Genomic DNA, 6,666 nt, shown 5'->3' on the forward strand with positions numbered 1-6,666 from the left:
CTTGCGGGCGCGCGTGGTGAATCTGCGCAGCTGTTAGAAGAAGCCGAAGCCTACCGGGCGCAGGTTGTGAACGAAGCCGAAGGTGAAGCCAGCCGTTTCGTTGCCGTTCTGGGCGAATACACAAACGCCCCTGAGGTGACACGCAAGCGGCTCTATCTGGAAACGATGGAAACCGTTCTGGGTGGTCTCGACAAGATCATCGTTGATGACAACATCGGCGGTGGTGGCGAGGGCGGTGGCCAAGGTGTCATCCCGTTCCTGCCGATCAATGAACTGCGCCGTGGCGGAGGAACCAACTGATGAACAAGTCAACTTTTTTGATCCCCGTCGTGGTTGTCGCGCTGGTCGGTGTGCTGTCCTCGGTGTTTATCGTGGATGAACGTGAAAAGGCGCTCGTGCTGCAATTTGGTCGTGTGGTTGCAGTCAAAGAAGACCCCGGTCTGGCCTTTAAACTGCCGCTGATCCAAGAAGTGGTCCGCTATGACGACCGCATCCTGAGCCGCGATGTTGATCCGATTGAGATCACACCGTCGGATGACCGCCGTTTGGTGGTTGATGCGTTTGCCCGGTACCGGATCACCGATGTCGAAGACTTCCGCGAAGCTGTGGGTGTAGGCGGTATTCGGACTGCCGAAATCCAGCTCGACCGTATTTTGCGGTCGCAGTTGCGGGCGGTTCTGGGTTCGGTGTCGTCGAACGATATCCTGAGCACGGATCGTGCGGTCTTGATGGACCGGATCGCGACACTTGCTCGGATCGAGGGGCGCCAACTGGGCCTGGAAATCATCGACGTTCGTTTGAAGCGGACCGATCTTCCGGCGCAAAACCTTGACGCGACCTTTGCCCGGATGCGCGCAGAGCGGGAACGTGAAGCCGCAGATGAGATCGCCCGTGGTGAAGAAGCTGCGCAGCGGATCCGTGCCCAAGCGGACCGGACTGTGGTTGAGCTTGTCTCGGACAGCACGCGTCAAGCGGAGATCGTTCGTGGTGAAGCCGATGCGCGGCGCAACAACATCTTTGCGCAGGCTTTCGGTCAGGACCCAGAATTCTTTGAATTCTACCGTTCGCTCACGGCCTACAGCCGCGCGTTGCAGGGAAATAACTCGACCATGGTGTTGTCGCCTGACAGCGAGTTCTTTGACTATCTAAAAGCGGACACTGGTCGTCAGTAATGATCGAAGCAGTGTTACTGGGCCTCGCGATGGCCCTTGTGATTGAGGGGCTGGTGCTTGCACTGGCCCCTCGGCGTTTGGAAGATCTGATCGAGATGATCGCGCAAATCCCGTTTGAAACCCGCCGGATGATTGGCCTTATTTGCGTGGGGTTGGGTGTCGTTGGGGTCGGCTTTGTACGAGCGATGTTTGGGGCCTAGCCCCGATATGGTGCCGGTGTTTTCTAGGGGTTGAGCTGCCCTATTCAGCCTGAAGGCTTTGCAGGTAGCTGATTAGGTTGGCCAACTCTGGACTGACTAACACCGGTTGCCCGCTTTCGACCTTGAGCGGGACGTTCTGATCCGCTTCAAGGAATGATCCGAAAATTGGCATATCGCCGCCGTGGGCGAGCAACGGGGATCGACCGTCGATTTGCATCAAGGTCCGTTCTGTCGGAAACGTACCGTTGTTGCGATCCGATAGCGTGGTCAGGTCTGGTGGCGCGATTGCGAGCATTTCGGCCATTGGTCCCGTGCCCGCGCCGCTTTTGCCGTGGCATTGCCAGCAATAGGTTTGGAAAAAGTCGCGCCCGGCTTGTGGGTCGGCGTCCTGTGCCTGTGCGGGTAGGGTCGCTGCCAGCGCGAGCATCATCGTTCGAAGCCCCATCATCATTGGTCACCTCCTGCCATAGTGTAGCAAAATGGGCCCTTTTCGACAACGCTGCTGCATTTTGTGCGCGGAGCGTGCGTGCTAAGACAGGCCAAACCAACGGAGCCGCACGCCATGACCCAACTTCTGATCGTGTATCACTCCCGCACAGGCGGCAGCCGTCAGATGGCGCAGGCCACGGCGGATGCAGCAGCACAGGAATGCGAAACGGTCCTGAAGTCTGCGCAGGACGCTGGGCCGGATGATCTGTTGGCTGCGGATGGATACATCTTTTGTGCGCCCGAAAACCTTGCGGCAATTTCGGGCGTGATGAAGGATTTCTTTGACCGCTGTTATTACCCTGTGTTGGGTCAGTTGAATGGACGGCCCTATGCGCAGATGGTTTGTGCGGGCTCCGACGGGCAGAACGCTGCGCGCCAGACGGCACGTATCGCCACGGGCTGGCGCCTGCGCGAGGTTCAGGTGCCATTGATCCTATGCACACATGCCCAAACGTCTGAGGCTATTTTGGCGCCGAAGTCCCTGACGGAGGCCGAATTGGCCCCCTGTCGTGAATTGGGGGCTGCGATTGGGGCGGGGCTTAGCCTTGGTGTGTTCTAAACCCGCCTGAATCAAACGGAAAAATGCCGTGTTGCGGATGGGGTCTGAGTCGGCGTGTCATGACCCCCAAAGGTCCAAATTTCAGGCCAGTGGGGCAACATGCCACGTTTTGAACGCTTGAGATTTTCCATGTTGTAGTATACCGCGGCATACAATTGCTTTTCGAGAGCGGACCTCACGGGTTCCGGCGTCGAAGCTGCCCCATAAACTCTAACTCGTCGGGATCACCATGAGCTTGTACACAGCCTACCTAGAAGAGATCGAAACGCGCAAAACCCAAGGTTTGCACCCCAAGCCGATTGATGACGGGGCGCTGACCTCTGAGATCATCGCGCAGATCAAAGATGCGAACAACGCGCACCGCGAAGCGTCGCTTGAGTTCTTTATCTACAACACGATCCCCGGCACCACGCCCGCTGGCCGCCAAAAGGCTGACTTCCTCAAGGAAATTATTCTCGGTCAGGCGAACGTTCCCGAAATTACGCCCACCTTTGCGTTTGAACTGCTGTCGCACATGAAAGGTGGCCCCTCGGTTGAGGTTCTGCTGGACTTGGCACTGGGCGATGATGCGGATACCGCAGCGCAAGCCGCCGAAGTCCTCAAGACCCAAGTGTTCCTTTACGAAGCGGACACCGACCGTCTGGCCGAGGCCTTTGCTGCGGGCAATCCTGTCGCCAAAGACATCCTCGAAAGCTATTCGGAGGCCGAGTTCTTTACCAAGGTGTCCGACATCGACGAAGAGATCAAAGTCGTCACATATATTGCCGCTGAGGGGGATATCTCGACCGATTTGCTGTCTCCGGGCAACCAAGCGCACTCCCGCTCTGACCGTGAGCTGCATGGTAAGTGCATGATTACCGAACGCGCACAGCAAGAAATCCAAGACCTCAAGATCCAGCACCCCGACAAACGCGTGATGCTGATCGCGGAAAAGGGCACGATGGGTGTTGGATCCTCCCGGATGTCGGGTGTCAACAACGTGGCGTTGTGGACCGGCAAACAGGCCAGCCCCTACATCCCGTTCGTAAACTATGCGCCAATCGTGGCGGGCACCAACGGGATTTCCCCGATCTTTTTGACGACAGTCGGCGTGACCGGTGGCATTGGTGTCGACCTGAAGAACTGGGTCAAAAAGCTGGACCAAGACGGCAACCCAATCCTCAACAACGATGGCAATCCTGTGTTGGAACAGCGCTATTCGGTCGAAACCGGCACTGTGCTGACGATCAACACCAAAGAAAAGAAACTGTTCTCTGAGGATGGCTCCGAAGAGTTGGTCGACATGGCCGACAGCTTTACGCCGCAAAAGGTTGAGTTCATGAAGGCCGGTGGCTCCTACGCCATCGTGTTCGGCAAAAAACTTCAGACGTTTGCATGTGAAACGCTGGGCATCCCGCTGAAATCCGCTTTTGCGCCATCCAAAGAAATCTCGCACGAGGGCCAAGGCCTGACAGCTGTTGAGAAAATCTTTAACCGCAACGCAGTCGGTGTCGCTTCGGAGACGCCATTGCACGCGGGCTCGGACGTGCGGGTCAACGTCAATATCGTCGGCTCGCAGGACACCACCGGCCTGATGACCAGCCAAGAGCTGGAAGCCATGGCCGCTACAGTTCTGTCGCCCAAGGTTGACGGTGCATACCAATCCGGTTGCCACACGGCCTCTGTTTGGGACCTCAAGGCGCAGGCCAATACGCCCCGCCTGATGGCGTTCATGCACAAGTTCGGCCTTGTCACGGCGCGCGACCCCAAGGGCGTCTATCACGCGATGACGGACGTGATCCACAAGGTGCTGAACGACATCACCGTGGACGACTGGGCCATCATTATCGGCGGCGACAGCCACACGCGGATGTCCAAGGGCGTAGCCTTTGGCGCAGACAGCGGAACGGTTGCACTGGCACTGGCCACGGGTGAGGCAACGATGCCTATTCCCGAGTCGGTCAAAGTGACCTTCAAGGGGCAAATGGCGCCGCACATGGATTTCCGCGATGTGGTCCACGCGACCCAGTTGCAGATGCTGGAACAGTTCGGTGACAACGTCTTCCAAGGGCGCATCATCGAGGTGCATATCGGCACATTGTTGGCTGACCAAGCGTTCACGTTCACCGACTGGACCGCAGAGATGAAGGCGAAGGCCTCCATTTGTATCTCTGAGGACGAGACGCTGATCGAAAGCCTTGAGATCGCCAAGTCGCGAATCCAGATCATGATCGACAAGGGTATGGAAAACGACGCCCAGATGTTGACCGGTCTGATCGCGATTGCCGACAAGCGGATTGCTGAAATCCGCTCGGGCGAAAAGCCTGCGCTGACCCCGGATGCGAATGCAAAATATGCGGCTGAAGTTGTGGTCGATCTGGATGCTATCAACGAGCCGATGATCGCTGACCCCGACGTACGCAACGCTGACGTGTCCAAACGCTATACCCACGATACGATCCGCCCAATCTCGTACTACGGTGCGGAAAAGAAAGTGGATTTGGGCTTTGTGGGTTCGTGCATGGTGCACAAAGGTGACGTCAAGATCGTGGCGCAAATGCTCCGCAACCTTGAGAAAACCACTGGCAGCGTTGAGTTTAAGGCACCATTGGTACTGGCCGCGCCGACCTACAACATCATTGATGAGCTGAAGGCCGAAGGTGACTGGGAAGTGCTGCAAAAGTACTCTGGCTTTGAGTTCGACGACAACGCGCCCAAAGAGCAAGCGCGGACTGAGTATGAGAACATCCTCTATCTTGAGCGTCCGGGCTGTAACCTGTGCATGGGCAACCAAGAAAAAGCGGCCAAGGGTGATACGGTGCTGGCGACGTCCACGCGTCTGTTCAAGGGCCGGGTTGTTGAGGATGCGGGCGACAAAGCGGGCGAAAGCCTGCTGGCCTCTACGCCGGTTGTTGTGCTGTCTGCAATCTTGGGGCGCACCCCAACGGTTGAGGAGTACAAGACAGCCGTTGATGGTATCGACCTGACCAAGTTCGCGCCCCCCAAGGCCGAGGGTATGGCGAGCCTGTCCGCGCACTACTAAGTCGCACAAATACTATGAATAGGGGGCCATTCGGGATAGCCGGGTGGCCCTTTTTTCGTGGCTGGGGGCTGCTTCCATATTGTGCAAAAGCGGCTAGGGTGCAGGTAGTAAAGGGGGGCATATGAACGATATTATTCTACTCGGTACCAAAGGTGGTCCCGCGATCCGAAAGGGTGGGGCGCTGCCGACGGCATCGCTGTTACGGTTGGGCGGGCGCACCATTTTGATCGATTGTGCTATTGGTGCGGCGCGCAGCGCGGTTGAGGCTGGCGTGGGCCTGCTTGAGATTGATGAGATATTCATCACCCACCTACATTCTGACCACGTGCTGGAACTTGGGCCACTGATTTACACGGCTTGGACGACGGGGTTGCAGCGCCAGATCACGGTTTACGGCCCGCCCGGAATTGAGGGATATTGGCAGGGGTTCATGGCGTCGATGGCGTTCGACTACAAAATCCGTCTTGCGGATGAGGGCCGCCCATCGCTGACGGATCTGGTTCGGATTGTGTCCTATACCGAAGGTCCCGTGATGCAGGATGACGGCCTTAGCGTTGCGGCTTTGCGCGTGGATCATCCGCCTGTGACTGATTGCTTTGCGCTGCGGTTTGCCGGCGCTGGGGCGACGGTCGTGTTCTCCTCTGACACCTGCTATTTCCCACCCCTTGGGGATTTTGCCAAAGACGCGGATGTGTTGGTGCATGAGGCGATGTTGACCGACGGTGTTGAAGCCTTGATCCAGCGCACACCAGGGGCGAGCCGTTTGCGAGAGCATCTTTATGCCTCTCATACGCGGGCCGAAGATGTGGGGCGGATCGCGACGGCGGCGGGTGTTGGGCATCTGGTATTGAACCATCTGTTGCCGGCTGATGATCCTAACTTTTCCCAAAGCGATTGGCATGCCGCGATCCAGCCTACGTGGACAGGCCCGTTAACGGTGGGGCGCGACGGTCTGCGCATCCCGCTTTCGTGACTGGCCTTTCGCAAGCTTTTGCCGGAAACAGCGCGACTTGCGGATATTTGGCTCTAGGTTAACCATAGATTAAGAGACATCTCACACTGTTGTGAGAGGCGCGCTCTATTGAATGCTCTGCCCGAGGTCCCGATATGCATTGTCACGGGCGCACCGGGTACGGGCTGCGCCGACAGGGTTCAGGAGGACGATCATTTGACACTTAAAACTACCGCACTCGCCCAGCCCGCTCAGACCCAGCCGACATGGCT

The 6,666-nt window shown here is 57.5% G+C and carries 6 protein-coding genes and 1 pseudogene; 6 read left to right on the forward strand and 1 reads right to left on the reverse strand.

Annotation, left to right across the window (positions count from 1 at the left end; translation table 11 throughout):
- From AC4GMC_RS13220 to AC4GMC_RS13230, 3 genes and pseudogenes are all read left to right on the forward strand, one after another.
- Positions 1-300: pseudogene (locus AC4GMC_RS13220) on the forward strand (FtsH protease activity modulator HflK); the annotation flags it as partial.
- Positions 300-1,172, forward strand: coding sequence for a protease modulator HflC (hflC, locus tag AC4GMC_RS13225; RefSeq protein WP_487878226.1), 873 nt, complete (start codon positions 300-302; stop codon positions 1,170-1,172). The pseudogene AC4GMC_RS13220 and the gene hflC, both read left to right, overlap by 1 nt.
- Positions 1,172-1,372 (forward strand): DUF2065 family protein, encoded by a 201-nt coding sequence (locus AC4GMC_RS13230; protein WP_487878227.1) that lies wholly within the window; start codon positions 1,172-1,174, stop codon positions 1,370-1,372. Before hflC ends, AC4GMC_RS13230 begins: the two co-directional genes overlap by 1 nt.
- Positions 1,373-1,412: 40 nt before the next feature.
- On the opposite strand, the gene AC4GMC_RS13235 is transcribed toward AC4GMC_RS13230, so the two are convergent.
- Positions 1,413-1,823 (reverse strand): c-type cytochrome, encoded by a 411-nt coding sequence (locus AC4GMC_RS13235; RefSeq protein ID WP_487878228.1) that lies wholly within the window; start codon positions 1,821-1,823, stop codon positions 1,413-1,415.
- A 111-nt stretch (positions 1,824-1,934) separates the two neighbouring features.
- Between AC4GMC_RS13235 and AC4GMC_RS13240 the strand changes: the two genes are divergently transcribed.
- The 3 genes from AC4GMC_RS13240 (at position 1,935) to AC4GMC_RS13250 (ending at position 6,415) form a co-directional block, all read left to right on the forward strand.
- Positions 1,935-2,420: a flavodoxin family protein gene (locus AC4GMC_RS13240; RefSeq protein WP_487878229.1), complete on the forward strand. Its 486-nt coding sequence runs from the start codon at positions 1,935-1,937 to the stop codon at positions 2,418-2,420.
- A gap of 229 nt (positions 2,421-2,649) precedes the next feature.
- A complete protein-coding gene (locus AC4GMC_RS13245) occupies positions 2,650-5,442 on the forward strand; it encodes a bifunctional aconitate hydratase 2/2-methylisocitrate dehydratase (RefSeq protein ID WP_487880326.1) in 2,793 nt (930 codons plus the stop codon).
- 121 nt (positions 5,443-5,563) lie between these two features.
- Positions 5,564-6,415, forward strand: coding sequence for an MBL fold metallo-hydrolase (locus tag AC4GMC_RS13250; RefSeq protein ID WP_487878754.1), 852 nt, complete (start codon positions 5,564-5,566; stop codon positions 6,413-6,415).
- Positions 6,416-6,666: the final 251 nt, after the last annotated feature.

It is taken from the genome of Thalassobacter sp., from assembly GCF_982993085.1.

Excerpts from the sequence above, each read along its gene's own strand:
- AC4GMC_RS13245 (WP_487880326.1), top strand. The coding sequence starts at position 2,650 with ATGAGCTTGTACACAGCCTACCTAGAAGAGATCGAAACGCGCAAAACC.
- AC4GMC_RS13250 (WP_487878754.1), top strand. The coding sequence starts at position 5,564 with ATGAACGATATTATTCTACTCGGTACCAAAGGTGGTCCCGCGATCCGA.
- AC4GMC_RS13230 (WP_487878227.1), top strand. The coding sequence starts at position 1,172 with ATGATCGAAGCAGTGTTACTGGGCCTCGCGATGGCCCTTGTGATTGAG.
- AC4GMC_RS13235 (WP_487878228.1), bottom strand. The coding sequence starts at position 1,823 with ATGATGATGGGGCTTCGAACGATGATGCTCGCGCTGGCAGCGACCCTA.
- AC4GMC_RS13240 (WP_487878229.1), top strand. The coding sequence starts at position 1,935 with ATGACCCAACTTCTGATCGTGTATCACTCCCGCACAGGCGGCAGCCGT.
- hflC (WP_487878226.1), top strand. The coding sequence starts at position 300 with ATGAACAAGTCAACTTTTTTGATCCCCGTCGTGGTTGTCGCGCTGGTC.